At 71.3% G+C, this 25,101-nt stretch carries 21 protein-coding genes, 1 tRNA gene and 1 pseudogene; 7 read left to right on the top strand and 16 right to left on the bottom strand.

The window, feature by feature from the left end; translation table 11 throughout:
- The first annotated feature begins 142 nt into the window (after nucleotides 1-142).
- Complete coding sequence (locus ABIC30_RS20870; RefSeq protein ID WP_020092183.1) at nucleotides 143-1,321, top strand: acetyltransferase domain-containing protein; 1,179 nt, start codon at nucleotides 143-145, stop codon at nucleotides 1,319-1,321.
- A 79-nt stretch (nucleotides 1,322-1,400) separates the two neighbouring features.
- Here ABIC30_RS20870 and ABIC30_RS20865 read toward each other — a convergent pair whose 3' ends face one another.
- Nucleotides 1,401-3,275 (bottom strand): cation:proton antiporter domain-containing protein, encoded by a 1,875-nt coding sequence (locus ABIC30_RS20865; RefSeq protein WP_354456055.1) that lies wholly within the window; start codon nucleotides 3,273-3,275, stop codon nucleotides 1,401-1,403.
- An 878-nt stretch (nucleotides 3,276-4,153) separates the two neighbouring features.
- Between ABIC30_RS20865 and ABIC30_RS20860 the strand changes: the two genes are divergently transcribed.
- On the top strand, nucleotides 4,154-4,393 hold the full coding sequence (locus ABIC30_RS20860; RefSeq protein WP_354456054.1) for a hypothetical protein: 240 nt from the start codon (nucleotides 4,154-4,156) through the stop codon (nucleotides 4,391-4,393).
- Between the two features lie 53 nt (nucleotides 4,394-4,446).
- On the opposite strand, the gene ABIC30_RS20855 is transcribed toward ABIC30_RS20860, so the two are convergent.
- The 5 genes from ABIC30_RS20855 to ABIC30_RS20835 all read right to left on the bottom strand — a co-directional run bounded on the left by ABIC30_RS20855 (nucleotide 4,447) and on the right by ABIC30_RS20835 (nucleotide 7,854).
- On the bottom strand, nucleotides 4,447-4,995 hold the full coding sequence (locus ABIC30_RS20855; RefSeq protein ID WP_091680362.1) for an HD domain-containing protein: 549 nt from the start codon (nucleotides 4,993-4,995) through the stop codon (nucleotides 4,447-4,449).
- 58 nt (nucleotides 4,996-5,053) lie between these two features.
- Nucleotides 5,054-5,254, bottom strand: coding sequence for a hypothetical protein (locus ABIC30_RS20850; RefSeq protein WP_056532440.1), 201 nt, complete (start codon nucleotides 5,252-5,254; stop codon nucleotides 5,054-5,056).
- On the bottom strand, nucleotides 5,251-5,418 hold the full coding sequence (locus ABIC30_RS20845) for a hypothetical protein (protein ID WP_354456053.1): 168 nt from the start codon (nucleotides 5,416-5,418) through the stop codon (nucleotides 5,251-5,253). The genes ABIC30_RS20850 and ABIC30_RS20845 overlap by 4 nt, the downstream gene beginning before the upstream one ends.
- Before the next feature lie 268 nt (nucleotides 5,419-5,686).
- Nucleotides 5,687-7,489 carry a relaxase/mobilization nuclease domain-containing protein gene (locus tag ABIC30_RS20840; RefSeq protein ID WP_354456052.1) on the bottom strand — a complete coding sequence of 601 codons (1,803 nt, stop codon included), beginning with the start codon at nucleotides 7,487-7,489 and terminating at the stop codon, nucleotides 5,687-5,689.
- A gap of 2 nt (nucleotides 7,490-7,491) precedes the next feature.
- Nucleotides 7,492-7,854 (bottom strand): MobC family plasmid mobilization relaxosome protein, encoded by a 363-nt coding sequence (locus ABIC30_RS20835; protein WP_354456051.1) that lies wholly within the window; start codon nucleotides 7,852-7,854, stop codon nucleotides 7,492-7,494.
- A gap of 268 nt (nucleotides 7,855-8,122) precedes the next feature.
- On the opposite strand from ABIC30_RS20835, the gene ABIC30_RS20830 reads away from it, so the two are divergent.
- Complete coding sequence (locus tag ABIC30_RS20830) at nucleotides 8,123-8,671, top strand: hypothetical protein (protein WP_354456050.1); 549 nt, start codon at nucleotides 8,123-8,125, stop codon at nucleotides 8,669-8,671.
- Nucleotides 8,672-8,727: 56 nt separating this feature from the next.
- Here ABIC30_RS20830 and ABIC30_RS20825 read toward each other — a convergent pair whose 3' ends face one another.
- From ABIC30_RS20825 to ABIC30_RS20780, 10 genes and pseudogenes are all read right to left on the bottom strand, one after another.
- Nucleotides 8,728-9,483, bottom strand: coding sequence for an SDR family NAD(P)-dependent oxidoreductase (locus tag ABIC30_RS20825; RefSeq protein WP_354456049.1), 756 nt, complete (start codon nucleotides 9,481-9,483; stop codon nucleotides 8,728-8,730).
- A gap of 289 nt (nucleotides 9,484-9,772) precedes the next feature.
- On the bottom strand, nucleotides 9,773-10,408 hold the full coding sequence (locus ABIC30_RS20820) for a recombinase family protein (RefSeq protein ID WP_354456048.1): 636 nt from the start codon (nucleotides 10,406-10,408) through the stop codon (nucleotides 9,773-9,775).
- 156 nt (nucleotides 10,409-10,564) lie between these two features.
- On the bottom strand, nucleotides 10,565-11,647 hold the full coding sequence (locus ABIC30_RS20815; RefSeq protein WP_354456047.1) for a serine hydrolase domain-containing protein: 1,083 nt from the start codon (nucleotides 11,645-11,647) through the stop codon (nucleotides 10,565-10,567).
- Nucleotides 11,648-12,323: 676 nt separating this feature from the next.
- A complete protein-coding gene (locus tag ABIC30_RS20810; protein WP_354456046.1) occupies nucleotides 12,324-13,589 on the bottom strand; it encodes a hypothetical protein in 1,266 nt (421 codons plus the stop codon).
- 90 nt (nucleotides 13,590-13,679) lie between these two features.
- Complete coding sequence (locus ABIC30_RS20805; protein WP_354456078.1) at nucleotides 13,680-15,386, bottom strand: site-specific integrase; 1,707 nt, start codon at nucleotides 15,384-15,386, stop codon at nucleotides 13,680-13,682.
- A 9-nt stretch (nucleotides 15,387-15,395) separates the two neighbouring features.
- A pseudogene (locus ABIC30_RS20800) lies at nucleotides 15,396-15,563 on the bottom strand (DUF6538 domain-containing protein); the annotation flags it as partial.
- Nucleotides 15,564-15,661: 98 nt separating this feature from the next.
- Nucleotides 15,662-15,736: transfer RNA gene (locus ABIC30_RS20795), tRNA-Gln, on the bottom strand.
- Between the two features lie 82 nt (nucleotides 15,737-15,818).
- Nucleotides 15,819-17,396: an aldehyde dehydrogenase (NADP(+)) gene (locus tag ABIC30_RS20790; protein WP_091680364.1), complete on the bottom strand. Its 1,578-nt coding sequence runs from the start codon at nucleotides 17,394-17,396 to the stop codon at nucleotides 15,819-15,821.
- 61 nt (nucleotides 17,397-17,457) lie between these two features.
- The gene (locus ABIC30_RS20785) at nucleotides 17,458-19,128 is read right to left on the bottom strand and encodes a thiamine pyrophosphate-binding protein (protein WP_091680365.1); all 1,671 of its coding nucleotides are present in this window, start codon (nucleotides 19,126-19,128) and stop codon (nucleotides 17,458-17,460) included.
- 129 nt (nucleotides 19,129-19,257) lie between these two features.
- Nucleotides 19,258-19,959 (bottom strand): GntR family transcriptional regulator, encoded by a 702-nt coding sequence (locus ABIC30_RS20780; RefSeq protein WP_354456045.1) that lies wholly within the window; start codon nucleotides 19,957-19,959, stop codon nucleotides 19,258-19,260.
- Between the two features lie 192 nt (nucleotides 19,960-20,151).
- Here ABIC30_RS20780 and ABIC30_RS20775 point away from each other — a divergent pair, with 192 nt between their 5' ends.
- The 4 genes from ABIC30_RS20775 to ABIC30_RS20760 all read left to right on the top strand — a co-directional run bounded on the left by ABIC30_RS20775 (nucleotide 20,152) and on the right by ABIC30_RS20760 (nucleotide 25,063).
- The gene (locus ABIC30_RS20775) at nucleotides 20,152-20,871 is read left to right on the top strand and encodes a ribonuclease activity regulator RraA (RefSeq protein WP_354456044.1); all 720 of its coding nucleotides are present in this window, start codon (nucleotides 20,152-20,154) and stop codon (nucleotides 20,869-20,871) included.
- 81 nt (nucleotides 20,872-20,952) lie between these two features.
- A complete protein-coding gene (locus ABIC30_RS20770; protein WP_354456043.1) occupies nucleotides 20,953-22,260 on the top strand; it encodes an MFS transporter in 1,308 nt (435 codons plus the stop codon).
- A 16-nt stretch (nucleotides 22,261-22,276) separates the two neighbouring features.
- Nucleotides 22,277-24,007, top strand: coding sequence for an L-arabinonate dehydratase (araD, locus tag ABIC30_RS20765; protein WP_354456042.1), 1,731 nt, complete (start codon nucleotides 22,277-22,279; stop codon nucleotides 24,005-24,007).
- A 51-nt stretch (nucleotides 24,008-24,058) separates the two neighbouring features.
- Nucleotides 24,059-25,063, top strand: a complete 1,005-nt coding sequence (locus tag ABIC30_RS20760) for an SMP-30/gluconolactonase/LRE family protein (protein ID WP_354456041.1) — start codon at nucleotides 24,059-24,061, stop codon at nucleotides 25,061-25,063.
- Nucleotides 25,064-25,101 lie beyond the last annotated feature (38 nt).

The following is a 25,101-nucleotide window of genomic DNA, read 5'->3' as shown; positions in this document are numbered from 1 at the left end:
GCGCGCAGGCCGGTGCCCGTGCGAGCCGCCGCCAGGACCGCGCCGCTCGATGGTCGCCGGCATTCCGCGCGATCGCCGGCGGTGTCCGAGCCGACATCGGCGCTCCCCCGCGGGGCACCCTCGGCACGGTGGCGCGCTCCTGATGGTCGCATCGTCCTGGGCGCCCGCCGCCGCGCCCGGCGGTCCGGCGGCATCGCGGCGCGTCGGCTCCATCGACGCCCTGCGCGGGCTGGTGATGCTGCTGATGCTCGTCGACCACGTGCGGGAGTTCTTCTACCTTCACGCGCAGGTCCGCGACCCGATGGACCTCGCCGCGACGCCGCCCGACCTGGTCCTGACACGGGCTGCCTCGCACCTCTGCGCGCCGGTCTTCGTCCTGCTCACCGGCCTCTCGGCGTGCCTCTACGGGCAGAGGCACGGCGCGCGGGCGACCGCCGCCTTCCTGCTCAAGCGCGGTCTGCTGCTGATCCTGCTGGAAGTGACGCTCGTCAACTTCGCCTGGGCCGGCAGCGTCCGGCCGCCGATCCTGTACCTGCAGGTGATCTGGGTGATCGGTCTCTGCATGGTGGCGCTGGCCGGCCTGCTCTGGCTGCCGCGGGCCGCCCTCATGGCCGGGGCCCTGGCGCTCATGCTCGGCCACAACCTGCTGGACGGGGTCGCGATCCGGGCGGACGAGCCCGGCTACGTGCTCTGGTCGATCCTGCACCAGCGCGGGATGATCGCGCTGCCCTGGGGCGGGCTGGCGCGGACCTCGTACCCGCTCCTGCCCTGGATCGGCGTGATCGCGGCCGGCTACGCCCTGGGGCCGCTCTTCGCCGGCGGTGTCGACGCCGCGCGCCGACGCGCGGGGCTCCTCGGGCTGGGGGCGGCCGCCCTGGTCGGCTTCCTCGTCCTGCGCGGGCTCAACGGCTACGGCGAGCCGGTGCCGTGGCAGGCGGGGGCCACGCCGCTCGCCACGGTGCTGTCCTTCGTCAACCTGACCAAGTACCCGCCCTCGGCCGACTTCCTGCTGCTGACCCTCGGCCTCGGTCTCGGCCTGCTGGCGCTGTTCGAGGTGATGCCGCAGCGGCTCCTCGGCGGCCTGCGCGTCTTCGGCGGCGCGCCGCTGTTCTTCTACCTGCTCCACCTCGCGCTGCTGCGCGTCCTCTACGACGGCGCGGTGGCGCTGGGCCTCGCCGGGGCGTCGGGACGGGTGGAGGCCGGCTCGCCCCTCGCGCTCTGGCTCGTCGCGGCCGCCGTGAGCGTTCCCCTCTGGCTGGCGTGCCGCGCCATGGTGCGCCTGAAGCGGGCCTCGACATCGCCGGTCCTGAGCTACCTCTGACGGCGGCCCCCCGGCCGCCGACATCCGCCGCTGCCCCGTGTGGGAGCGGCCACGACCGGGCCGCCCCCGCGGTCCCGCGTCACGACAGGTCCGCCCCGTCGCGGTCGTGCTGATGGCGCAGCTCGGGGGTCCCCTTCACCGGCCCGACGGTGACCTCCGCGTCGCTCCGGCTCTCCGCGCGCGCCGTATCGATGAAGACGCGCGCCTCGCCTTCGCGCACGCCGAGACTGCGCAGCGCGTAGAAGGACATGCCGAGGGCCAGCTCCCGCTCGCCCATCAGCACGAGGCCGACGCCGTCCTCCTCGAGATGCCGACGTTCCGCCTCGCTGTGCGTGCGGACCACGGTGTCGATCCCCGGGTTGGCGGCGCGCGCGGCCTCAACGAGGCGACGGGCCTGATGCGCGTCGGGCGTGGCGACGACGAGCAGGCGCGCGGTGCCGATACCGGCCGCCTCGAGGATGCCGGGCGCGGTCGCGTCGCCGAACACGGCCTGCGTGCCGGCCGCGCGCAGGGCCAGCACGCGGCGCCGGTCGCGCTCCACCACCACGTAGGGCAGGTCCCAGGTCTCCAGCGTCGCGCCGATGCTGCTGCCGACGCGCCCGAAGCCGATGATCACGACGTGGTCCCGTCGCGGCGGCTCCCCGCCCGAGATGGCGACGTCGGCCGCGCCTTTGCGCGCGAAGCGGGCGGCAAGGTCCGGCCGGTCAGCGAAGACCTGCTCGATCCGCGCTGCCAGGGCGAAGAAGAGCGGGTTCAGCGTGATCGACAGCAGGGCTCCGCCCAGGATCAGGTTGCGGCCTTCCTCGGGCAGCAGCTTCAGCGACAGGCCGAGCGATACCAGGATGAAGGAGAACTCGCCGATCTGGGCGAGGCTCGCGGCGATCGTCAGGGCCGTGCCGAGCGGGTGCCGGAAGGCCAGCACGATGGCGACGGCCGCGAGGGACTTGCCGACCATGATGACGCCGAGCACCGCCAGGACCGAGAGCGGCGCGCGCAGGAGGATCCCCGGATCGAACAGCATCCCGACCGACACGAAGAACAGGACCGCGAAGGCGTCCTGCAGCGGCAGCGAATCGGCGGCCGCCTGATGGCTGAGATCGGACTCGGCGAGCACCATCCCGGCGAAGAAGGCCCCGAGGGCGAAGGAGACCCCGAACAGCTCCGCCGAGCCGAAGGCGATGCCCAGGGCCAGGGCCAGGACCGCGAGGGTGAACAGCTCCCGCGAGTCGGTGCGCGCCGCCTGGTCGAGCAGCCAGGGCACGAAGCGGCGTCCGCCCACCAGCATCAGCCCCGCGAAGACCGCGACCTTGGCGAGCGTCAGAACGACGGTGAGCGCGAGGCTCTGCGCGTACTCCGGTCCGACGAGCTGGGCGACGAGGTCCGTGAGGGCGTGGGCCGTGCCGTGCCCGAGGCCCCGGCCCTCGCCCCCGAGCGAGGGCGCGAGGGCGGGCAGGACCACGAGGGTCAGCACCATCGCCAGATCCTCGACGATGAGCCAGCCCACCGCGATGCGGCCGTTGTCCGTGTCGAGGAGGCCGCGCTCCTCCAGCGCGCGGAGCAGGACCACCGTGCTCGCGACGGAGAGGGCGAGGCCGAAGACCAGGCCCTGCCCGAGGGTCCAGCCCCAGGCGAAGGCGAGGCCGATCCCCATGGCGGTCGCCGCCGCGATCTGCACCACCGCTCCGGGCAGGGCGATGGCGCGCACGGCCATCAGGTCCTTGAACGAGAAGTGCAGCCCGACCCCGAACATCAGCAGGATGACGCCGATCTCGGCGAGCTGGCCCGTGAGGTTGCTGTCGCCCACGAAGCCCGGCGTGTAGGGGCCGACGAGGACGCCCGCGACCAGGTACCCGACCAGCGGCGGCAGCCTGAGGCGCTGCGCGACCATCCCGCAGATGAAGGCGAGGGTCAGCCCGAGGGCGATGATGGCGATCAGTTCGGTCGCGTGCGGCACAGGGTCTTCACCTCCGAGGGGCGATGCGGATCGGGCGGAGCGAGCCTTTCCGAATGGCGGCCGCGATTCAACGCTCTTCCGACCGAACGCCTGTGCGAACCGCCGTCGGCGATCGCCGCGTGCCCCTCGGGCGCCGCGAAACCGCCTCCCGCCGAGCCGCGATGGTCTTCCGGAGTGCTGTCCCGCGCCAGGGCGGCGGGCGCCGCCCGTGTCCGCGCGTCCCGATCGCCCATCGTGCAGGAATCCGGCGCGCGGTCGAGGGCCGAGGCGGGTCGGGGCGGGACGAACGGCCGGGACCTGGAACCCGCGGCCTCGCCGCTGCCGGAACCGGGCGCCTCGTTGGGACCCGCGCCGCGGGAGCGGTGCCACCCGCGCGACGTGCGGCAGCCTGACCGGGATGCGCGACACCGTCACGCGGCTCGGAAGCGGACGCGCGTCCGGCCGCAATAGGGTCGGGTATTACTCTAGCTGTCCGTGAGGATCGACGTGAGATCCGTGAACCCCTGGGCCTCGCTCGTGAGCAGGGCCACGAGCAGCAAGCACAGGCCGCCCAAGAGTGCGACCCCGGCCGTGGCTCCCACCAGATCCGACGTCCGAATGGTCGGCTCAGCTTGACGGCTGAACAGCAAAGCTCGCCCCTTGCGAGTGTTCGGATATGTGCGGCTCATGCGATGCCCCCAGAGATCGAGGCCCCTTGTATTAACGTTCACATGATCGGCTCTTCATCCGCGCGCGAACCGCGAGCATTGTAAATCGCGTGCGCTGGCGCACGTCTACGATCTAGGAAGAGGATGATTTGACCTTCCCTCGATTGTCCGGGTCTTGATCGCGGGCGGCCGCTGCTCTTCGGGGACAGCTTCGGCCACCGGGCGCCGTTCATGCTGACGATCCTGTTCGCCGAGACATTCCGGGAGGTGCACGTCGTCTGGCCGACCTCGATCGGTGACGGGCTGGTCGATCGCGTGAAGCCCGCCCCCATGCTGACCGAGATGGACGAGCGGCTTCTCCATCTGACCGTCGACGGCGGCTTCGCTGTCGCGGTGCACGCGCGCGGGAGGTTCGGCGCCGAGCTATCAGGGGTGTCGCGGCGCGGGTCGCCGCGCATGCCGCGGCCGTGACAGCGGGACGGCGCCGGTCGCGCGAAGCTTCGCCGCATGGGCAAGGCGCTGGGCTAACGCGGCCCGCTGCCTTCGACCGTCGTCGGTGAACCGAGCCAGCCCTTCGCCGCCGCCGCCGCGCGCAGGATTGCCTTGGCCGGCTCGTACTTGAGATGAAGCCGCTCGCGGGTCTCCGCGGGCAGGAGCGCCAGACGCCCGGGATCCGAATTGTCCTCAAGGTCGGCGAGCTTGACGAGGGTCGCCCGGAGGGTGCCCACTTTCGCGATGTTGTTGATCCAGGCCGCGTAGGTGACGCGACCTCCGGGCTTCGTCAGCATGGCGACCGAGGTCAGCACGTTGTCGCTGAATCCCTCCTTGGCCAAGTCGCCGAACTCGTAGCGGGTGTCCTCGACCACATCGTGCAGCCACGCGGCCTGCAGCGCCTCGTCCCGCTCCAGGTCGGACCAGAACGGGCACCCTTCCGACAGCCCGAGCACGCCGGCAGCCACGCGCGCAAGATGCTCGATATACGGCCTGCCGCCCTTGTCGACCTGGCCGTCGTGGGCGACGGTGGCCACCGTCCGCGCGTCGGCCGCGGTCCGGCGGAGGGGAGGCAGGATCACGCGGTCATCCCTTCACCGGATACGCCAGCAGGGTCGCTGTCCCGGCCATGTACCGCTCTCAACCCGACACGAACAGCATCATCATCCGCGCCGCCGCCGCGATCTGCTCGACGGTGGCCTCCGGCATGTCGGCGACCGCCTTCTCGACGATGCTCCGGGCGATGCCGTCGTACAGGCCGATGCCCAGCGCGAACGTGCTGAGACGAACCAGCACGCTGTCGGCGATCGTCTTCCGCTTCGGATCGGGCACGTCGCTCATGTCGTCCTCGGGAAACTCATGTTGATCGCGCTCTCGGCCACATGCGGCGCAGCGTCGGCGCGGAGGCTCGTCGCCTGAGAGCGCATTTCGATGGCCTCGGCCACGTCGACGTGGTGGCCTGTCGGGATCGTGAAGGGCTCAGCCGTCGCGGTCTCGCTCTCCACAGCGGTCGTCTCGGCCTCACGGTGCGGAGCACCGGCGCCGGACGGCCCGCGGGCCGTTCGGGACCGTGCGGATTCTCGTGACGCGGGGCGACACCGCGCGTTCCGGTGGACCCGCACAGCCTCGGCCCCGAAAGTCCTGTTTTCCTTGGGAAATTTGGCTGGGGCGCCAGGACTCCCAGCCAGATTCCGATTTCGCGAGCGGCCCGAAGGTTAGGAAGCGCTCGGAACGGTCCGGTATCACCTATGTGGACCGCCGACCTGGGCTCGGTCAACGTGGCCCGAGGCGAGGGCCGCTGCTGACGGCCTCCAAGGCTTCGCGGGTCTCCTCGGCGGCCTCTCTGCGACGGCGCTCCGTCTCGGCCTGCCGCATCAGGTCCGGAACCGAGAGGGCGCCGCGCATCGGGTCCGCGCGCAGGAGGTCGGCGGCGATCGCCGCCCGGTCCATCGTGAGCGTCGCCGCTGCCTCGGCCTGCCGCCGACGCTGCACCTCGACAGGCCGCCGCCGCGCCGCATTCTCCTCCTCCACCCCGACCCCGAACGTCATGCCGTTCGCCACCTGGGAATGGACCCGTGCCATGTCGGTGGCGTCGCGGGCGGTCACAGTCGCCTTCGCCAGGGCCGCCTGATGGGGGCGGAGCCGGCCGCGTGCCCACCACCAAGCCCGACGCCAGCCGGTCGGCGTCGAGGCCGCCAGCGCGTCGCGGCGGACACGCGCCGCCTCGGCCTCCGTCTGGGCCTGCCGCTCGACCGCCCGGGCCTTCGCTTCCCGGGCACGGGCCTCGGCCACCGCGGCCGGCTCCGGGATCGGCGCCCGTGCCGCCTCGCGGTCCTGGCGCGCCCGGTGGTAGATGGCCTCAAGTTCCGCCAGTCGCCGGGCGAGGTAGCGCCGGGCCGCTTCCTCGCGGATCGTGACGGTGTTCAGGCCGCGGGCGAGGAGGCGCGCGGCGGCCCCTTCACGGACCCGGCGGGACCGGGTGCCCCGGCCGGGCGCGAGGGCTGAGCCGGCAGGCGCAACGCCCCCTCGATCCGGGAGAGCCGGTCCCCCGCCTCCCGCTGGGCCACCAGGATGTCCACCAGCGTCTCGCGCAGGGCCTCCAGCGGGCTCGGCCCCTCCCGCTCCTCCAAGAGGTCGAGGAGCGGCAGGAGCCGGTCCGTGCGCTGGTCGATGGTCCGGGTCCGTGCCAGGATCTCCTGGCTCGGGGGCAGCGGGGACGAGGGCGGGGTCAGTGCGGTCATCGTCGGTCTCCTCCATACGGGCGGCCACGACGGCCCGCCGCTGCTTCACGATTCGGTCGAGGGCGCCGACGACGGCGCCCCCGGCCGCGGTGACGATCCAGACGCCCGGCGTCTCACCCTGGGCGACGGACAGGCCGGCTTCGGCGAGAGCCGCGCGGAAATCCGCCGCGCCCGTCGTTCCGGTCCACGCCGCCTTGACCGCCGCCCGCGCCGCAACGTCGTCCACGCCGGCCCGGCGCAGCCGCTGGCGCGCCCCGGGCGTCGTCGCGGCGCGTGGCGGCCCGCCCGCGGTGGCGGCCTCAAGCGCCTCGGCGACCTCGGGCCTGCCTCGGGCGCGCAGAGCCTTGGCCACGGCGCGGTCGTGGCGTCCCGGCGTCAGGGCCTCGCCCCGGTCGTGCTCGATCTCCCGGGCGACCCGCTCCAGGCGCAGGTGCAGCCAGCCATCGGCGAGCGCCTGCCCGAACAGGTCCCAATGGGACACGACGAGGTGCGCGTGGCAGGGGGCCCGGCCCGCGACCGAGGTCTTGCCATGGACGACCAGGGCATGCGGATGCGCCGCGGGATCCACGCCCATCTCCCGCAGCACCCGGTCCGCATCGGCGCGCAGGTCCTCGGCCGCGCAGGATCGCGACGGCGACAGGCTGATGTGGTGGAAAGCGGCCGAGGCCGAGCGCGGGGCGAGCCGGCGCATCGCGGCCAGGGCGCCCGACAGGTCCGTGGCTGCGAGACCGACGATGGAAACGACCTCGACGCTGGCGTTGCCTTCGCGGCGGAGGAGATGGCGGGCGAGGTTCTTGGCGTCGCGTGCGGTGCGGCCGTGACGGACGTGCTGCATGATCACGCCTCCGCGGCCGCCGTGAGCCGGGCGTCGATGGCAGCCAGCGCGGCGCGGATCGTGGCCAGCTCCGCCGCCGGCACCGCCACGCCGCGGTTGGCGGCTCGGGCGAGCTGGTTGAGGTTGTTGCCGACCCGGCCGAGGGAGCCGGTGGCGTCCCGCACGGCCTCGGCGAGGGCGGAGCGGGGCGACGGGAGGGGCCGGCGGCGCTCGGTGCCGAGGGCGCTCCGCACCACGTCCGCGGCGTAGGACGAGGGGCCGAGGCCGAGGGCGCCGGCCGTCTCGCGCAGCCTCGCGCGCTCCTCCGGCCGCAGCTTGAAGGTCACGACTTCACAGAGGGCCGGCGGGGTCGGATCGGACGCCATGGCGGGGGTTCCACAGGGGGCTTCAGCCCCCTTGGCCGGCTGTTCGGTCATACCGAACACTGCTGGCTTTCGGGGCTTTCCTGACAGCATCGGCGCGCGCCACGATTCGGCAAGGTAACACCGGGATGAGGCGTGCCCTCTCGCGCGATACAGACGAAGGAAACGGCCACCTCGACCGGCTGCGTGACCTTCCGGGTCCCGGTATCACCTTGCAGCCTGCGAGGCCCCCCGGCACCCTGACGGCATCTGAACAGGGGGAGACGACGGGATGACCGCGAGCGTGATGCCGACACCGGCGGCGACGGAGGCGATCCGATGGGATGCGGAGGCGGAGGCGTTCTTGCGCCTCACGTTGGCCCCCTGCGGGCGCATCCTCGCGCGCCGCGACCTTGAGCCCGTGGAGAAGCGGGCGGCGCTCCGGCACCTGTTCCTCACGCGCACGACGACGATGCAGCGGCGGGCGGTCGGGCGGCTCCTCGACCGGGCCGGCCTCCTGCTGCGGCCGGAACCGTCTGCGTGCCGAGGCGACGCCGCGGCCCTGAGCCGGCGGTTCCTGGCCGGGGCGGCACACTCGGACCTCATCGCCTTCGTGGAACGCCTGGGGATCGAGACGCGTCCCGTGCTGGTTCTGGCCTGGGCCCTCGGTCTCGCGCGCGCGGCACCGGGCCAAGCCCTGCCGTGTCTCGAAGACCTCGACCCGGACCTACCCTTCGTGACACCGATAGGCCCCAGCCCTATGGAAGCGGTCATCGACCTCGACGCCATCCTCGAAGAGGCCGATGCGGCCAGCCTCGGTGCATCAGTCGAATTCTCTTGAGGGTGGTGAGCGGTCTTCACCTCATGGCCGGAAAGCGGTTCTTGGCTCCACTCTCACTACGTGAGGTTCAAACCTCCATCTGAGAGCAAGATCTCCCCGGTGAGATAGTCCGACACCGCCAGCAGTGCGACGGCCTGGGCGATATCCTCCGGCTTGGCAGCCCGGCGCATGGGCGAACGCTCCCGCCACAGCGTCTGGGCGGCCGTCCAATCCGCCGTCAGGGGGGTATCCACCAAGCCTGGGGCGACGGCATTCACCCGGATGTCCGGGGCTAACGATACAGCGAGCAGACGGGTCATGTGGTTCAACGCCGCCTTCGATGCGGCATAGGGGATCGATGCGCCTTTGGGTCTGACCCCGGCATGCGAACTGACGTTGACGACGCAGGCCGGCCGACCGCGCCGGGCGGCAGCCCGCAAGGCGGTTTCGGCTTCTGCCACGAGGCGGAACGGTGCCACCACGTTGACCTCGTGCAGCTCGTGCCAGACCGCCGGCGAGGCGGACTTGAGGTCGGCGTGAGGGATGACCCGGCTGATGCCGGCGTTGTTGACCAGAACATCGAGACGACCCCAGCGGGCGGTGGCCTGCCGCACCAGCCTGACCCTGTCGGCGTCATCGGCAAGATCGGCCTGGACGTAGGCGGCCTTCCCGAGTTCGGCGGCAAGCGCGTGTCCCGTGTCCGCAGAATTGCGCGAGTGCAACACGACCGCGTAGCCATCGCTGGACAGCCGGCGAGCTATTGCCGCCCCGATGCCGGAGGTGGACCCGGTCACAAGGGCGACGGGCGGCTCATCATCAGGGGTTTGGCTCAAGGGCTATCCTCCACTCTGCGGCGATGCGGTCTCGGACCTAATGGCGAAAGCGCGGCGGCGGCGTCGGCATCGGATACCAGAGTTAGCGTGCCCAGAGGCAGACATTCAGGACGGCTGCTCCGGGTCGCAACCAGTCGTTGGGCAACCGCACGACCCGTGCGGACCCCGCGGCGGAGCCGCACGGTCAGCCCTTGTCGGGTCGGTTGCGGCGGGGCACCCACAGGGCCGCAGCGAAGCAGAGGACCCCGCCGCAGGCGGGGTTGCGGCGTCGCAGCCGGCCCGGCACCACTCACGCCGCCGCGTCCGTCTCCGCCACCTTCGCGCGCTTGGCCAGCTTCGCGATGGTCGCCCGGCTGCATCCCGTAGCCGCCTGGATCGAGGACCAGGACTTCCCCGCCTGAAGCAGAGCGACGATGCCGGCATTCCGTTTCACGTCCTCGGCCCGGCCCCGGTAGAGGCCCGCCGCCTTGGCCTTCGCCTGCCCCTGGGCCTGCCGGCGGCGCCGGTCGTCGTAATCCTTGCGCGCCACCGCTGCCAGCATGTCGAGCATCATGCCGTTGATGGCATCGAACATCCGGGCGGTGAACGCGTCGGCCGGCGCGCTCGCCATGGGCCAGGAGGTCGGCAGGTCCATGGCGACGACGCGGATGTGGCGGGCGGCCATCTCGGCCTTGAGGCGCTCCCAGTCCTCGGCGGTGAGGCGGGAGAGGCGGTCCACCTGCTCCACCAGCAGCGCGTCGCCGGGGCGGGCATCCCCGAGAAGGCGGAAGAGTTCGGGCCGGGCGAGCTTCGTGCCCGAGGCGGTCTCGACGTAGCTCGCCGCGATGGTGAGGCCGCGCTCGGTGGCGAAGCGCTCAAGGTCGGCCCGAGCCCGGGACGCATCCTGGTCGTCGGTGGAGGCGCGGAGGTAGGCACGCACGAACATGGGAGGACCGCTGAGTTCGGTTAGGATGGTTCACATCCTACCAGTTCAATTTGAAACGGCCAAGCTCGGAAAGTGAACCGGCGTGAGGGCGGTACGTGAAGGGCATACCCAAAGCGGACCGACTGGGCGGCCGCTCGGGGGAAACGGACAACACGCTTAAGGTGCGTCCGCTGTCCGCAGCAAACTCCGCCATACCGCGATCAACTCCGACTCGCCGACATCTCGGACCGGCTTCAAGCGCACCGCGGTGTGCACGAGCACCAGGTGCGTGGCCGGGTCGATGAAGATGCGCTGCCCCTCGATACCCTCCATGACGAAGGTCCGCCGGGGGGCGGGCATCAGCCAGACCTGATAGCCGTACCCCCAGGGATGCGGCTTCTGCTCCACCGCGAGGGGAGACCCGGCCGTCACCGGCTGCGTCGCGTCCAGCACCCATTGCCGGGGAACGATCTGTCTGCCGTTCCAGGCACCATCATGCGCGAGCATGAGCCCAAAGCGCGCGTAGTCCCGCAGCGTCGCGTTGAAGCAGCAGTAGGCGATCTCCTGGCCGGTGTGGTCCACGATCCAGTTCGCGTCGGCCTCCGCTCCCATCGGCTGCCAAATGCGGCTCTGGAGGTATGCTGACATTGTCATGTGCGTGGCGTGGGCCAGGACCAAACCCAGCACTTCCGGATCGGTGTTGGCGTAGTGCCAAAGGGTGCCGGGCGGGCTGACGCGGGTGTTGAACCGCGATACTGCCTGGACGGTCGACACGTCAGACGGCCCGAACAGCAGCCGGTTCAGCGTGGCGTCGTCGTCAGAGCCGCTGTAATCCTCGCTGAACTGGATGCCGGAACTCATGTGCAGCAAGGCGCGGATCGGCGTGCGGCCGAGTTCAGTGCCGGTCAGTTCCGGCACGTAGGTCTGCGCAGTGTCGTCGATGGAGTGGATCGCGCCCTCGTCGATCGCGATGCCGATCAGCATGGCCGTGATCGTCTTGGCCATAGACTGCGAATAGAAGCGGTCATGGTCGGTGCGACCGTATTGGTAATGCTCGAACAGGATGGTGTCGTCCCGCGCGATCAGCAGGCCGGTCGTTGGGTTGCGGTCCAGGTAGTCCTGGATCGTGTGGCGCTGTCCCTGGAAGGTGTAGGTCAGCGCTAGTTCCTGAGAAGCGCGCGAGAGCGACGATGGCTGGCCGGATGCGGCCACCAGATGCGTCGGCTTGAGCTGATCGGCATGGCTGTAGTTGCCGACCATATTACTCTGTCGCTTGAGTGGCTGAGCAACCGGATAGCCTTGCGCAATACCATAAGCCGCGGCATCAGGCCCGGACTGCGAAAAGACTGGAATTGCCCCTTGTGCTAAAGCCGATGTAGCCGCCCCAAACAAGCATGGGCCGAGCGCCGCCAACACAACCAGCTGGACCCCAGCAAACTGACGCATGGTGGTTAATCCCGTCCAGAGCAGTAGGCAGATATAGAGCACGGTGGGGCCTTCGTCCGTCAACTCAGGAGAGGCATCTTGCTCGGGCGAATGCCGTGTCAACGCCCTCAAGGACGGGGCGCCTGTGGCTGCGGAGACTACCACCGCTTCCTTCGCCCGCTAGGTGGACGAAGTCGATGCCACTATGGCTCGGGGTCTCGTGGTCAGGGTGATGCTGTACGGCACGGGCGCCGCAGTCGAGGAAGCGTACTGAAGCCACGGGGTCGGCCAATTCATCGCCCCGGCGGGCCACGTTGGACGCCTGACGATGGTGATGGAGGGGGCGCCGTCGAGGCGATGCCGTCCTAGCTCTCGGTGACGATGGCGCAGGACCGCCACAAGGAGGCCGTCTGACCTAGCGGATGGCCCGACGAAATGTCCGGCCCGAGATGGTCCCGGACTGGCACGGGAGCCAGCGAGGCGACGCCGAGACGCCGGGATGGCGACGTGATCACGGGGGCTCCGCAGTCGGCTTGGCGAGCCGGCGGGCGATGGCTCTTGGAAGCCGGCCAAGGGGGCCTGGGGGCCACGCCGCGAGCATCCACGTCTTCCGGGGCGGGAGAGCGCGCAAGGCCCCCCTGGCGGCTTTCCTGGGCGCAAAGGTGACTGGGGCAGCCGGCACCACGGGGCACGGGGCCAAAGCGGTTCGGGGCGGCATCGGATCGGCGGATGGGGAATTACGGCGGTACTCGCCGTAGGCGAGGTCTACGCGCACGCGCGACGGGGCCTGGGCCCCGGCATCGATTCCGTGGGCGTTCTTCGCAGCCCGCGGGCGCTTGACGACCGCGCACAGGGTCTCCTCACCCGCAACCCTCCTTTTCGCGATGGCAACCACCCGACCCGCCTCCACCGCCGGTCCTGGGCGCTTGGCAGCCTTGCAGCGGGGGCCAAGGTCCGGACGCTCTTCGACCATGACGCGGTGGCCCTCGCGCCAGACCTTCTTGCCCTCAAGGGTGCCACGGTAGACGCGGAAGGCCCCGGCTGGCCGCATCAGGCGGACCCGCGGCAAGTTCCAGACTTCCAGGATAGCCTCTTCGGGCCACGTCATGATTTCGCGGTGGTCGATGACGCGAGAGACGCAGTAGTTCGCTGCGGCGCCCGGCCTCTTGACCTTGTTCCCGTCCATCCACTTGTCCGCGAACTTCGTGCCGAGGCCCATCCACATGGCATCGACCTTGTCGTCCGCTACGGCCCACAGGGCATGGGCGTGGATATCCCACAAGCCGAGCGTCACATCGTAGCGGATGTGGACGACCGACAGCATCGGGCGGATCGTGCCGGCCGTGACGAGGCGCCCCACGCGCCGGTCGTAGTCCCGGGCGAAGGCGGCAAGCGCCTGGGCGAGGGTCCCGGGTCGGGCCTTCCCCTGCCGGGGCCGCAGGCCGATGAGGCGCAGGTTCCCGAGGTCGTGGCGCTGGCGGTAGGCGTCGAAGGTCAGGCACATGGCCGCCGCCCGGCACCGCAACTGGGCTGCGAAGAGTGGCCTGTCCCGGGTCTCCTTAAGGGGATACTGCGCCCCCGTGGAGAGGGCCACAAGGACGGTTTCGTAGGCAGGGCGGAAATCGATGTTGTGGGCTTCGAGGATCGTGCAGGTGCGGGTATCGGCACGGGCCGCCTCGGCGCGGGTCAGCGCGGGCTTGCGCGACCGCCGTCGTTCCCTGCGCGCATGGGGCGCCGAGCCGTGGTCGGGAGCAGCGGAGGATGGGTCGAGGAGCATGGGCGGGCATCGGCAGCCCGCCACGGCGACGGGGTATTACCCAAGCTTGACGATTTGCATGCATATGTCGATGGCCCGTTCCCACCGCCATCAGCGTCGCGGCTTTCTGGCCCTTCCCGCACGCGTTGCCTTCAACTGCATGTCCCGCTCGGCGAGGGCGACGAACTCCCTGCGCTCCTCGGCCGCGCCGGGCGCCGCCACGCCCCGAGGACCGTGGTAGTCGAGATGGGTGAGGTCCACGCCGATCTCGATGCGGTCGAGGGTCTCCTTGAGGTGGCTCATGAAGACACCCTTGGCGTAGCGCTGGCGCTCGCTCGCCCGAATAGGGCTGTCGTGACCCGTGATCTCGTCGGCCCAGCCCATGTTCAGGCCGGGCATGTTCTGCAAGTCGGTCGAGACGTTGTGCCGGAATGAATGGAAGTCGACCAGCGCCTTGTAGGTTTCGGTCCTCACTCGGTAGTACGTGAACCACCCAGAGAATGCCGCAGAGCGGCGCTTTCCTGGACCTTGCGGGATCAGCTCAGGAAACAAGGGCTCCTTCGGGTCGCGCCCGAAGTACCGATGTTCAAGAAAACCCATGCGGAGCAGGGCTTCGGGAACCGGAAGGTCGCGCGGGCTTTCTACGGTCTTGCTGGCCCGAATGCGCAGGATGGCGATGTTGGCAACGAACTCAATATCGCCCACGACTCGCGAGCAGATCTCGTCCTCGCGCGCACCTGTGAGCCGCCCCCAGAGCGTGACCCAGAACCGGGCATCCCGGTAGACCATCGATCCTGCAACGGTTCGACGTTGTAGATTCTTGCAGCCCGAGAACACCGGTGAGGTGAAGAGCTTCTCGACCATCGCCTGCGGCCAAGCATCCCGCTCGTGCCGGGCATGCCGCCCCTTGGGCTTGGACTGAATGAAGCCTTCGAACGGGTTCGTGTCCGCCTGGGGAACGTGACCGTTCGTATGCAACCAGTCCCAGTACTCCTGAAGGTTGCCGAAGTGCTTGTCCACGGTGGCGAGCTTAAGGCGAGCCACGGGCTCAACCCCGGGTTCGGCCACCGCATCCCGAGCGTCGGCGGACTGGATAATCTCGCGCACGGGGAGGTCACGCCAGTCGCGTGCCTTGTCGTAGAGCCGTGGGAGGCGGAACAGGAGGGCACGCCACTCCGACGCGTCCTGCCGCTTCACCGCCGACGCCGCCTTCTCGCCCATGAGCCCAAGGAAGAGTTTGCGGGACGAGGCCGCGTTCGAGGCCGTGTCGGCCTTCCAGCGGCCGTCGTTGCGCTTCGCTGTCTCAAACTCGGTCCACCGCGACAGGAACGGGATCGAGGGTGGCGGGGCCGCCGGCTTCTCAAGCCGGCGGGGCGCCACATGGCGCGGTACAGGCGTGAGGCTGCCACGCTCGGCCTCGGCACGCTCGTCAAGGAGGGTGGCAAACCCCCGCAGGATGGTTCGGGCGAGGAAGTGGCCGTCCGGGCTGTCCCGGTCGATCTCCGGCGCGATGTCCTCCATGGCCCCCGCCACGACGGGCTCAAGGCTCTGCAACGCGTCGGGCCGGCGCCCCGAGAGCGCCGCCTGGGCCGTGGCCTTCAGCCGGGGGCGGACCATCATGTCGCCGACGACCCGCATCAGGTCGTCCATCTCCCGAGACTGGGCAGGTCCCATCACCTCGCCCTCCGCCTTCGTGAAGTAGGCGAGGCCGCCGGTGGTGGCGATGTTCACCTCCCACTCCTGAGCGTGCCGGTCGATCCAGCCGCGAACCAGACGGTCGGCTTCGGGACGGTCGAGGGTCAGGGCGAGGTCGGTCAAGAGCGGATCCAGAGCTACGCGGAGCGCCCGCGCCCGCGTGATAGCGAGGGGCCGCGAATTCGTCTTCAGGTTCACGACAATCTCGCCCGGCAGGGTGAATGGCGCAATCCCGGCCGGCAGTCGTACCCGGAACCGGTAGCGGTCGCCCCGCTTCTGAAGGTAGTGCCCGTGCCGCACCCCGAAGCCCCTGATGTGGACCAGCGATGTGGACCACTCAGGCGCCACCCAAGGGTGGTTCCGCCTAACCTACGGGATCGGCACGCGAAATCGGGGGATGGCTGGGGCGCCAGGATTCGAACCTGGGAATGGCGGTACCAAAAACCGCTGCCTTACCACTTGGCGACGCCCCAAGGTGAGCGGAGGCTGTCTAGACGCCGCGCCCGCCCCTGGCAAGCGGCGGATCGCGGCCTCCCGGCCCCCGCAAGCCGTCGCTCAGCGGCGCTCGGGCGTGCCGTCGATCCGGCGGGGCAGGCCCAGCGGGTTGGCGGCCTGGAGCGCCGCCGGCAGCAGGGCGTCGGGGACGTCCTGGTAGCTCACCGGCCGCAGGAACCGGTCGATCGCGAGGCTGCCCACCGAGGTCGTGCGCCCGTCCGAGGTCGCCGGGTAAGGCCCACCATGCACCATGGCGTGCGCCACCTCGACGCCGGTCCCGAACCCGTCCACCAGGATCCGGCCGACGCGGCGCTCCAGGAGCGGCAGCAGGTCCCGGGCGGCCGCGTGATCCTCCGGCGCGAGGTGCAGCGAGGCCGTGAGCTGACCCTCCAGACGCTCCAGGACCGCCCGCATCGCGGCGAAGTCCGCGCAGCGCACCACGAGCCCCGAGGCGCCGAACATCTCCTCCTGCAGCTCGGGATCCGCCAGGAACACGTCCGAGTCCGCGGCGAACAGGGTCGCCCGGCCCTGGGTCGCCCCGCCCTCCGTGCCCTCGGCGATGCGGGTGACGGCGGCGTGGCCGGCCACCCGCGCCACGGCCTCGCGGTACGCGCGCTGGATGCCGGGCGTCAGCATGGTCGCGGCCGGGCTCTCGCGCAGGGCCGCGCCGGCCGCCTCGAGGAAGGCGTCGAGACCCGGACCCGGCAGCGCCAGGATCAGGCCGGGATTGGTGCAGAACTGCCCGGCGCCGAGCGTCAGCGAGGCCGCGAATGCCTTGCCGATCGCGGCACCCCGCGCGGCGAGCGCGCCGGGGAACAGCAGCACCGGGTTGATGCTGCTCATCTCGGCGTAGACCGGGATCGGCGACGGGCGCCCGGCCGCGATCGCCATCAGGGCGGTGCCGCCCCGGCGCGAGCCCGTGAAGCCGACGGCCGCGATCCGGGGATCGGCCACCAGCCCCTGCCCGATCGACTGGCCGGCATCGAACAGCAGCGAGAAGGTCCCCTCCGGCAGGCCGCAGGACGCAACCGCCTTCTGGACGGCGCGGCCGACGAGCTCCGAGGTGCCGGGATGGGCGGGATGGGCCTTGACCACCACCGGGCAGCCCGCCGCCAGGGCCGAGGCGGTGTCGCCCCCCGCCACCGAGAAGGCCAGCGGGAAGTTCGAGGCGCCGAACACCGCCACCGGGCCGACGGCGATCCGGCGCAGGCGCAGGTCCGGACGGGGCAGCGGCTTGCGGTCCGGCAGGGCCGGGTCGATCCGCGCCTCGACGTAGCTGCCCTCGCGGACGACGCCGGCGAACAGGCGCAGCTGGCCGACCGTCCGGGCGCGCTCGCCCTCGATCCGCGGCCGGGGCAGCCCCGTCTCGGCCATGCAGCGGGTGACGAGGTCATCCCCGATCTCCAGGATGTTCGCGGCGATCGCTTCCAGGAAGCCGGCCCGCGCCTCCGGGTCGGTCTCGCGGAAGGTGTCGAAGGCGGCCTCGGCGAGCGCGCAGGCCCGGTCGAGGTCGCTCCGGCTCGCGCCCGGGAAGTCCGGCTCCAGGGCCTGTCCGGTGGCCGCCTCGACGGCCCGGAAGGCCGCCTCGGTGCCGCGCCGCGCCTCGGCGCCGATCAGGTTCTCGCCGCGCAGGGTCATGAGCTGCTCCTCTCGGTGGGGGTGCGGGCGGGCCGCACCGGGACGGCGCGCGTGCGGGCGGTCAGCCCCGCTGCGCCGCCAGGGCCTTCTCGCGGATGGCCGCGAGGGTCATGGTCGGGGTCAGCGCCTCGGGATCGACGAGGCAGTGGATCATCGCCGGCAGCCCGGAGGCGAGGCCGCGCTCGAAGGCGGGGGCGAACTCCTCGGTGCGCTCCACCCGTTCGCCGTGGCCGCCGAAGGCGCGGGCCAGCGCCGCGAAGTCGGGGTTGCGCAGCTCGGTCGCCGAGACGCGGCCGGGATACTCGCGCTCCTGGTGCATCCGGATCGTGCCGTACATGCCGTTGTCGAGCACCACCACCACGACGGCGATCCCGTACTGAACCGCGGTCGCGAATTCCTGCACGGTCATCATCACGTCGCCGTCGCCGGCCAGCGCCACGACGATCCGTTCCGGGCGGCTGCGCTTCGCCATCACGGCGGCGGGCAGGCCGTAGCCCATCGAGCCGGAGGTCGGTGCGAGCTGCGTGCCGAAGGCGCGGAACCGGTAATAGCGGTGGACCCAGGTGGCGAAGTTGCCGGCGCCGTTGCAGATCACCGCGTCCGGCGGCAGCCGCTCGCGCAGCCACGCGATCGCCGCGCCGTACTGGAACGCGCCGGGCTTCGGCTCCGGCGTCTCGGACCACGCGCGGTAGGCGGCATGGGCCTCGGCGGCGCGGCCGGTGCCGGTGGCCTCGAACTCCGGCAGGACCGCGCAGAAGGTCTCGGGCGCCGCCTCGATCGCCAGCGCCGGCTGGTAGACCCGGCCGAGTTCCGCCGCGTCGGCGTGGACGTGGACCAGCGGCAGGCCGGGATCGGGGATGCCGAGCAGGCCGTAGGACTGCGCCGGCATCTCGGAGAGGCGCCCGCCCACCATCAGCAGCAGGTCGGCCTCCCGGATCCGGGCGAGCAGCGCCGGGTTCGGCCCGATCCCGAGCTCGCCCGCGAAGTTCGGGTGGTCGGCGGGGAAGAGCTGCGCCCGCCGGAACGAGACCGCCACCGGCAGGTCGTGGCGCTCGGCCCAGGCGGCCAGGGCGGCGACGGCGCCTTCCGTCCAGCGGGAGCCGCCGAGCAGCACCACCGGCCGCCGCGCCTCCGCCAGCATGGCCCGCAGGCGCGCGAGATCGTCCCCCGACGGGGCCGGCGCGGCCGGGACGACGCGCGGCGCGTCCGGCACGGCCGCGACGTCGTCGAGCATGTCCTCCGGCAGGGCGACCACGACGGGGCCCGGGCGGCCCTGCAGCGCGACCCGGAAGGCCCGGGCGAGGATCTCCGGGATGCGCGCCGCGTCGTCGATCTCCACCGCCCACTTGGCGACGCCGCCGAACATCTGGCGATAGTCGACCTCTTGGAAGGCCTCGCGGTCGCGCATGCGCCGGGCGATCTGGCCGACGAACAGGATCATCGGCGTCGAATCCTGGCGGGCGATGTGCACGCCGGCGGAGGCGTTGGTGGCGCCGGGCCCCCGGGTCACGAAGCAGATGCCAGGGCGGCCCGTGAGCTTGCCGGCGGCCTCGGCCATGATCGCCGCGCCGCCCTCCTGCCGGCAGACCAGCACGTCGATGCCGCTGTCGCGCAGGGCGTCGAGCACCGCGAGATAGCTCTCGCCGGGGACGCAGGTCACGCGCTCGACGCCCTGCGCGCGGAGCTGGTCGACGAGCACCTGCGCGCCGGTGCGTGGGGGCAATCCGCTCAAGCCGTTCCTCCCTGGCGCTCGGGCCGCGTCCGGGGCATGGCGCCGGGATCGGCCGTGGATCCGCCCGCCGCTGAGATGCGTCTGATATCCCAGTCTCAGGATAGGGGCGGGTTCGGGGCGGTCAACCTGTCAGACCAGGGGGCGCCGGTCGAGGGCCCGGCGCGTCATCCGGTCGAGAAAGTCGAACAGCGTCCCGATCCCGGCAAGGGCCGCCCCCGCGTCGCGCGCCGCGATGCCCGACACGATCGCCGCGTGGATGGCGGCGCAGTCCGGGAAGCTCGCGGTCGGCTCGTAGGTGTACCAGAACCGGCGCGACTGCGCGTGCAGCGCCGCCATGGTGCCGGCGAGCGTCGGGTTGTAGGCGGCGCCGACCAGCCCCTCGTGCAGGGCGCGCTTGTGCCGGAAATACGCTTCCCGGTCGCGGGCCTCCGCGGTGCGGCGCAGCCCGCCGACGCGGTCCAGCAGCCGCGCCATGTCGTCCTCGGTGCCCCGCGCGATGGCGCAGCGGGCCACGGTCTCGTCGAGGGGCCGCCGCACCTCCAGCAGCTCGAGGTGCCTGATGATGTCGACCTGGGTGACGAGGACGCCGCGGCGCGGGTGGACCTCCACGAACCCGATCGTCTTCAGCCGTGCCAGGGCCTCGCGGACCGGGGTCCGGCCGAGGCCCAGCTCCGCGCCGAGTTCGCCCTCCGAGACCATCGCGCCCGGCGCGAGGCGGCGGCTGATGATCATCTGCTCGATGGCGTCGTAGGCGGTCTCGGCGAGCGAGCGCGGCCTGCGCGCCTCCGCCGCCGAGGCGCTGCCGCCGCCCACAAAGTCCAATTCGGCCAAGGGCTTCCCCGTCGATCTCCGCCCGTGTCTGTCGCGACCCGCGCCGGTTGACAATGGCGCGGCGCCCCGTGTTACTCAAGAGCTGGGATATCAGTCCGCGCCCAGCGCGGGCGGGAGCCAAGGCCGGCGCAAGCGACGCGTGATTGTCACCGTCCGCGGGTGCCGAGACCGAGGCCCGGGGAGGAGAAGCGGATGTCCGGGTTGTCCCCTGAGACGCGCGCCAAGCTGAAGACCGTCAGCACGGCCACGCTGATGACCGCCCTCTACAAGCGCGGCTTCCGCAACCAGATGATCCAGGGCGTGCTGCCCCTGAAGGCCGGCGGCCCGACGATGGTCGGCGAGGCCTACACCCTGCGCTACATCCCGGCCCGGGAGGACCTGAACCCGATCACGGTGTTCCGCGACCGCGCGCACCCGCAGCGCAAGGCCGTGGAGGAGTGCCCGTCCGGCGCCGTGATGGTGATCGACAGCCGGAAGGACGCCCGGGCCGCCTCCGCGGGCTCGATCCTGGCGACCCGGCTGATGGTGCGCGGCTGCGCCGGGCTCGTCACCGACGGCGGCTTCCGCGATGCCGACGAGATCGCCCGGCTCGAGATGCCGAGCTACCACGCGCGCCCGTCGGCGCCGACGAACCTCACGGTCCACCAGGCGATCGACATCAACGTGCCGATCGGCTGCGGCGACGCGCCCGTCTTCCCCGGCGACGTGATCGTCGGCGACGGCGACGGGGTGGCGGTGATCCCGGCCCACCTCGCTGACGCGGTCGCCGACGAGGCCGTGGAGATGACCGCCTACGAGGATTTCGTCACCGAGGAGGTACGCAAGGGCCGCACAATCCTCGGCCTCTACCCTGCCACCGACGAGCAGAGCCTCGCCGATTTCGCCGCCTGGCGGACGCGGACCGGCCGCTGAGCGTGCCGCACCGGCCCGCTCCGGCCCGGCCCGCGATCGGCAAAGGGCCGGGACGCGTCGGATTCGGCTCGGGGGGACGCCATGGCGGCGGGATTGCGCGGGGGCGATGCGGCGCCGGAGATCGAGCGGCGGACGGTCGCCAAGGTGTCGCGGCGTCTGCTGCCGCTGATCGTCCTCATCTACTTCGTCGCCTACATGGACCGGACCAACGTGGGCTTCGCCGCGTTCGGGCTGAGCCGGGAGTTCGGGTTCTCCGCCACGGTCTACGGCTGGGCGGCCGGCATCTTCTTCCTCGGCTACGTCATCTTCGAAGTGCCGAGCAACGTCCTCCTGGAGCGCGCCGGGGCGCGGCTCTGGATCGCCCGGATCATGGTCACCTGGGGGCTGGTGGCGGGCAGCATGGCGCTCATCACCGGCCCGACGAGCTTCCTCGCCCTGCGCTTCCTGCTGGGCGTGGCCGAGGCCGGCTTCTTCCCCGGCGTGATCCTCTACTTCACCTACTGGTTCCCGAAGCGGTACCGGGCGCGCGTGGTCGCCGCGCTGTTCCTCGCGGTCCCGGGCTCGAACGCCCTAACGGCGGTGATCTCTGGGGCGCTGCTCCAGCTCGACGGGGCGCTCGGCCTGCACGGCTGGCAGTGGCTGTTCCTCCTCGAGGCGGCGCCCTCGATCTTGCTGGCCTTCGCGGTCCTGGCGCTGATGACCGACCGGCCCGAACAGGCCGCGTGGCTCACGTCCGAGGAGCGGTTGTGGCTCGGGACCGCGATCGCGGCGGAGCGGGACGGCACGGTCCGGGCCCACGGGCCCTTCACTCTGGGGCAGGTCCTGACCGACCGGCGCGTGCTCGCGCTGGGCGCGATATACTTCAGCATCGGTACCGCCACCTACGGCATCACCTTCTTCCTGCCGCCGATCCTGAAGAGCCTGCACCTCACCGACTGGGAGACGGGGGTCGCGACGGCGGTGCCCTACGGCGTCGGGACCCTGGGCATGATCGCCTGGAGCTGGTCGTCGGACCGGCGCGACGAGCGCCGCTGGCACTTCGCGATCGCCGCGCTGGTCGCCGCCCTCGGCCTCGTCGTCTCCGGCCCCATGCTCGGCAGCCTCTGGGCGCTCGCGGCGATGTCGGTGGCCACGATCGGGCTCTACGGGAGCAAGCCCGCCTTCTGGGCGATGCCGGGGGAGTTCCTGGCCGGGCCCGCGGCCGCCGGGGGGATCGCGCTGATCAACGCGATCGGCAATCTCGGCGGCTTCGTCGGCCCCTACGTCCTGGGCTGGCTGAAGGATTACACCGGGACCTACGAGGCCGGCCTCTATTTCCTGGCGGCTTGCGCGCTCGCCGCCGCGGCGATCACGCTCGTCGCGGGCCGCCCGGCCGGGTCGAACGCGTGAGACCGGAGACAGAGCGATGACCGCGCGCAAGAAGACCCTGGAGGATCTGCGCAGCCAGCGCTGGTTCGGCGCCACCGACCTGCGCAGCTTCGGCCACCGCTCGCGCATGCTGCAGATGGGCTACGAGCGGGCGGATTTCACCGGCAAGCCGATCGTCGGCATCATCAACACCTGGAGCGACATCAACCCCTGCCACCAGCATTTCCGCGAGCGCGTCGAGCACGTGAAGCGCGGCGTCTGGCAGGCGGGCGGCTTCCCGATCGAGCTGCCGGCGCTGTCGCTGTCGGAGAACTTCGTCAAGCCGACCACGATGCTCTACCGCAACCTCCTGGCCATGGAGGTGGAAGAACTGCTGCGCCAGCACCCCGTGGACGGCGCGGTGCTGATGGGCGGCTGCGATAAGACCACACCCGGCACGGTGATGGGCGGGATCTCCATGAACCTGCCGATGGTGTTCCTGCCGGCGGGACCGATGATGCGCGGCCATTTCGGCGGGACGATCCTGGGCTCGGGCTCGGATGTCTGGAAGTACTGGGCCGAGAAGGAGGCCGGGAACATCACGACGCAGGAATGGAACGACATGGAGGCGGGCATCGCCCGCTCCGCCGGAACCTGCATGACCATGGGCACGGCCTCGACCATGACGGCGATCACTGAGGCCCTGGGTTTATCGCTGCCCGGTTCGGCCTCGATCCCGGCGGCCGACGCCGACCATCCGCGCATGGCCGGCGCCTGCGGCCGGCGGATCGTCGAGATGATCTGGGAGGACCTGAAGCCGTCCGACATCCTCGACCGCCGCTCGGTCGACAACGCGCTGGTGGTCCACAACGCGCTCGCCGGCTCCACCAACGCGATGATCCACCTCGTGGCCATGGCCGGTCGGGCCGGTATCCCGGTCAAGCTCACCGAGTTCGACGAGTTCGCCCAGAAGGTGCCGGTCATCGCCAACCTCCGGCCCTCGGGTCAGTGGCTCATGGAGGATTTCCACATCGCGGGCGGCATCCGCGCCCTGATGGCGCGCCTGTCCCCCCTCCTCCACCTCGACGCCCGCTCGGTCACCGGCGGAACGATCGGCGACGGGCTCGCCGGCATGCGGGTGTTCAACGACGACGTGATCCGCCCGCTCGACCGGCCGATCGTGGCCATGGGCGGGACCGCGATCCTGTACGGCAACCTCGCCCCGGACGGCTGCGTGATCAAGCCGCCGGCCGCCGACCCGCGGTTGCTGCAGCACACCGGTCCCGCGCTGGTCTTCGACAGCTACGACGCGATGAGCGCGGCGGTGAACGACCTCGACCTCGACGTCACGCCCGACCACGTGATGATCCTGCGCAATGCCGGCCCGATCGGCGGCCCCGGCATGCCGGAATGGGGCATGCTGCCGATCCCTAAGGTGCTGCTCCGGCAGGGCGTGCGCGACATGGTCCGCATCTCGGACGCGCGGATGAGCGGCACGAGCTACGGTGCCTGCATCCTGCACGTGGCGCCGGAATCGGCCGCGGGCGGTCCGCTCGCGGCCGTGCGCGACGGCGACCTCATCACCGTGGACGTGCCCGGGCGGCAGATCCACCTGCACCTCGACGACGCCGAGATCGCGGCGCGGGTGAAGGCGTTCCAGCCGCCGGACCGGTCTTATCCGCGGGGCTACAACCGGCTGTTCGCCCAGCACGTGCGGCAGGCCAACGAGGGCTGCGATTTCGACTTTCTGGAGGGCGCCGGGGGGATCCCGGAACCCGAGATCCACTGACCGGCCCGAGCCGTCGGCAACAGGCGGCGGGCCCAACCACAGGGAGGTAACATGGTGACGATCGCACGCAGGGGCCTGCTCGCCGGAGCGGCCCTGCTCGGCGCCGCGCGGGCGGCCGGGGCCGGCTGGGAGCCGTCGCAGCGGGTGCCGGACCCGGCCGTCGAGATCCTCGACCCGGCCTTCGCCAAGTACCGGCTCGCCTCGGCAACGGTGGAGCGGGTCGCCACCGGCTTCCGCTGGGCCGAGGGGGCGGTCTGGTTCGGCGACATGGGGTCGCTGCTGTTCAGCGACGTGGTCAACGACCGGATCATGAAATGGGAGGAGGCGTCGGGCACGGTCTCGGTGTTCCGCAAGCCGTCGAACTACGCCAACGGCAACACCCGCGACCGGCAGGGCCGGCTGATCACCTGCCAGCACAGGACCCGCAGCGTCACCCGCACCGAGCATGACGGCACCATCACCACGCTGCTCGACCGGTTCGACGGCAAGCCGCTGAACTCGCCGAACGACGTGGTCTGCCATTCCGATGGGGCGATCTGGTTCACCGATCCGGCCTTCGGGCCGAACCCGCACGAGTCGATGGCGGCGCCGGAGCTACCGGGCTACATCTACCGGATCGATCCGAAGACGGGACAGGCCAGCGTCGCGGTTGAGGGCGTGGCGGGGCCGAACGGCCTGTGCTTCTCGCCGGACGAGTCGAAGCTCTACGTGATCGAGGCCCGGGCGAAGCCCAACCGCCTGATCCGCGTCTACGACGTGGTCGAGAACGGCACCAGGACCGCCAACGGCCGCGTCTTCTACGATGCCGGGACCGGCACGCCGGACGGCTTTAAGGTCGACGTCGACGGCAATCTCTGGTGCGGCTGGGGGATGAGCGAGGCCGAGGACGGGGTCATCGTGCTCTCGCCTCAGGCCAAGCTGATCGGCCGGATCCGCCTGCCGGAGCGCTGCGCCAACCTGTGCTTCGGCGGACTCAACCGCAACCTGCTGCTGATGACGTCCACGCACTCGGTCTATTCACTGTACGTGAACACGCGGGGTGCGGGGACCTGCTGAGGTTGGATGGGCGGCTCGCGCCGCCCTGCCGTCCTTGC

This window comes from Methylobacterium sp. 1030 (assembly GCF_040544715.1).
Lineage (GTDB): Bacteria > Pseudomonadota > Alphaproteobacteria > Rhizobiales > Beijerinckiaceae > Methylobacterium.
The sequence above is the reverse complement of the archived record's forward strand: the minus strand, read 5'-3'. Positions and strand labels throughout refer to the sequence as shown.

Excerpts from the sequence above, each read along its gene's own strand:
- ABIC30_RS20840 (WP_354456052.1), bottom strand. The coding sequence starts at position 7,489 with ATGCAGCACGTCCGTCACGGCCGCACCGCACGCGACGCCAAGAACCTC.
- ABIC30_RS20860 (WP_354456054.1), top strand. The coding sequence starts at position 4,154 with ATGCTGACGATCCTGTTCGCCGAGACATTCCGGGAGGTGCACGTCGTC.
- ABIC30_RS20850 (WP_056532440.1), bottom strand. The coding sequence starts at position 5,254 with ATGAGCGACGTGCCCGATCCGAAGCGGAAGACGATCGCCGACAGCGTG.
- ABIC30_RS20810 (WP_354456046.1), bottom strand. The coding sequence starts at position 13,589 with ATGCTCCTCGACCCATCCTCCGCTGCTCCCGACCACGGCTCGGCGCCC.
- ABIC30_RS20760 (WP_354456041.1), top strand. The coding sequence starts at position 24,059 with ATGGTGACGATCGCACGCAGGGGCCTGCTCGCCGGAGCGGCCCTGCTC.
- ABIC30_RS20815 (WP_354456047.1), bottom strand. The coding sequence starts at position 11,647 with ATGGTCGGCAACTACAGCCATGCCGATCAGCTCAAGCCGACGCATCTG.
- ABIC30_RS20830 (WP_354456050.1), top strand. The coding sequence starts at position 8,123 with ATGACCGCGAGCGTGATGCCGACACCGGCGGCGACGGAGGCGATCCGA.
- ABIC30_RS20770 (WP_354456043.1), top strand. The coding sequence starts at position 20,953 with ATGGCGGCGGGATTGCGCGGGGGCGATGCGGCGCCGGAGATCGAGCGG.
- ABIC30_RS20820 (WP_354456048.1), bottom strand. The coding sequence starts at position 10,408 with ATGTTCGTGCGTGCCTACCTCCGCGCCTCCACCGACGACCAGGATGCG.
- ABIC30_RS20835 (WP_354456051.1), bottom strand. The coding sequence starts at position 7,854 with ATGGCGTCCGATCCGACCCCGCCGGCCCTCTGTGAAGTCGTGACCTTC.
- ABIC30_RS20775 (WP_354456044.1), top strand. The coding sequence starts at position 20,152 with ATGTCCGGGTTGTCCCCTGAGACGCGCGCCAAGCTGAAGACCGTCAGC.
- araD (WP_354456042.1), top strand. The coding sequence starts at position 22,277 with ATGACCGCGCGCAAGAAGACCCTGGAGGATCTGCGCAGCCAGCGCTGG.
- ABIC30_RS20790 (WP_091680364.1), bottom strand. The coding sequence starts at position 17,396 with ATGACCCTGCGCGGCGAGAACCTGATCGGCGCCGAGGCGCGGCGCGGC.
- ABIC30_RS20870 (WP_020092183.1), top strand. The coding sequence starts at position 143 with ATGGTCGCATCGTCCTGGGCGCCCGCCGCCGCGCCCGGCGGTCCGGCG.